Raw genomic sequence first — 2,496 nt, 5'->3', positions numbered from 1 at the left:
AAATAACATATTGGGGTAAAATCACCCCAACAAACAGTTGTTAACAACCAAATAACAAAGTTTAACTATGTTATATTATCTATTCCCATCCGACTTACCCTGCGGAGAAATCCTTAGGGGGAACATAGCACTTCGGAGAAGCGGCAAGTCAACTAACTACCATGTTGCGACTGAGCTGCAAGGGAAAAAGACTGACATAAGGATGAAGCCTGAATGGTTGAACGATAATCTATCGGTATCAGTTGTGACGGTGGCGGAAGGTAGCTATTTACGCCATCCCGTGGCACCGTGTCTATCTTCTCGCGTTGACACGGCTGGAACTTACCACGGCGAGACCGCAATAAGCGGAGAAAAAGGTGAAAGTCGCATCCGACAGTCAGTCGTGCCAATAGTTGTTATGCGTGCTAAACGGAGATTGCCTAAATCGGAATGCCGCAAGGCTATGGACTTCGGTTCTGAATATCCGACATGGCAACGGAGCGTCCATAGTAGTCCGAGCAGGGTAACGCCCTGTACATGGCAAAGGGACGCAGTTGGTATCTTCAATGTAATCAACGGATAACGTGAGAGACGTATGAGAAATCCAGAGATAATATTGAACACTCTATGCTCACACAGTAGCGATGCTGACTACAAGTATGAGCGGCTTTACCGATTGTTCTTCAACGAAGAACTGTTTATGGTAGCGTATGAGCGCATAAAATCCAAGCCTGGCAACATGACACCCGGCTCGGACGGAAAGACCATAGATGGAATGTCGCTGGAGAGAATCAACGCTCTTATCTCTTCGCTAAAAGATGAGAGTTACATTCCTAACCCTGCAAAGAGGGTCTATATTCCTAAGAAAAACGGAAAACTCCGACCTCTCGGCATACCTACAATCGAAGATAAACTGGTGCAAGAGGTGGCAAGGATGATTTTGGAAGCTATCTATGAGGGATACTTTGAGGATACCTCACATGGCTTCAGACCATCCCGAAGCTGCCACACCGCACTGAACAGTCTTCAGAAACGGTTCACGGGTAGCAGGTGGTTTATCGAAGGGGACATAAAAGGCTTCTTCGACAACATTGACCACTCTGTACTTGTGGACATACTCCGTAAGCGTATTGCCGACGAGCGGTTTATCCGTCTGATATGGAAATTTCTCCGTGCAGGTTATCTTGAGATTTGGCACTATCACAACACCTATTCGGGAGCACCGCAAGGTGGTATTGTGAGCCCTATTCTCGCCAATATTTACCTCGACCAATTCGATAAATACATGGCAGAATACGCTGAAAATTTCAAGAAAGGGAATAAACGTAAGGTAAATCCCGAATACGACAGTCTTAACAAGAAACTCGCGAAAGTGCGCAAGAAATGGAAATCCGAAACAGATGAGACGGTGAAAGCCTGCTTGTTTGAACGGATTAAGGAATTGCAGGCAAAATGTCTTTCAGTACCCGCAGGGCTACAGATGGATGCGAACTATCGCAGACTTCAATATGTCAGATATGCGGATGACTTCTTGATTGGGGTCATCGGGTCGAAAGCCGACAGCGAAAGTATAAAGGCAGACATCACACAATATATGAGTGAAAAACTGCTCCTTGAACTATCCGCTGAAAAGACCTTGATAACCCATGCGTCAGAGAACGCAAAATTTCTTGGCTTTGACATCACCGTCCAAACATTGGATGATACAAAAAGAAACAAGCGAGGTGTCATCCAACGTATGTTTGTAGGTGTAGTCAAAGTAAATCTATCGTCCGAAACTGTCAGAAAGAAACTGATTGAACTCGGAGCGGTAAAATTTACCCAAGAAAAAGGCAAAGAAGTTTGGAAACCGAAAGCAAGAACCCCGATGATAGGAATGAAACCACATGAAATGGTCGCTCAATATGACCTTGAAATCAGAGGTTTCTACAACTATTACGGTTTTGCCAACAACTCCTCCGAAGCCTGCGCAGGTTTTGGCTACATAATGTCGTATAGCCTTTACAAGACACTTGCTCAGAAACTTAACAGTACTGTGCAGGGCATCCTTGCCAAATATAAAAAAGACAAGGTGTTCACAGTGTCTTATAAAGACGAGAAAGGGAAAGACCGAACTCGTACACTATACAACGGAGGTTTCAAAAGACGAAAACCGTCAGAATTCGATTTCTGTGACCGTCTCCCATGCACAATGTATCTTCCAAAAGCCACCCTTGCGGATAGGCTAAGGTCTTGCATATGTGAAGTCTGTGGGACCAAGGGACCTCTCATTATGCACCATGTTCGCACATTAAAGACAGTTAATGGCGATACCCCTTGGGGGCGACAGATGCTGTATCGGCACCGTAAAACGGTAGCCGTATGTGCGGAGTGTTATGCCAAAATCAAAGAAAGTGAGCGTTAGAGTATATACCAATGGAGAGCCGGATACGCTGAAAGGTGTAAGTCCGGTTCGGGGGCAGACTCGGGGAAACCTACCGCAGAAATGCGGCAAGGCGCCCCGGTGTCGAGCCTACA

Annotated in this window: 1 protein-coding gene; it reads left to right on the top strand. The window is 45.7% G+C overall.

Annotated elements, in window-relative coordinates; genetic code table 11:
• Nucleotides 1–574: 574 nt before the first annotated feature.
• Entirely contained in the window at nt 575–2,383 is a 1,809-nt protein-coding gene (locus QGT73_RS17150) for a reverse transcriptase/maturase family protein (RefSeq protein ID WP_068960681.1), read from the top strand.
• Nucleotides 2,384–2,496 lie beyond the last annotated feature (113 nt).

Source organism: Duncaniella muricolitica, from assembly GCF_910574735.1.
Taxonomy (GTDB): domain Bacteria; phylum Bacteroidota; class Bacteroidia; order Bacteroidales; family Muribaculaceae; genus Duncaniella; species Duncaniella muricolitica.
The sequence above is the reverse complement of the archived record's forward strand: the minus strand, read 5'-3'. Positions and strand labels throughout refer to the sequence as shown.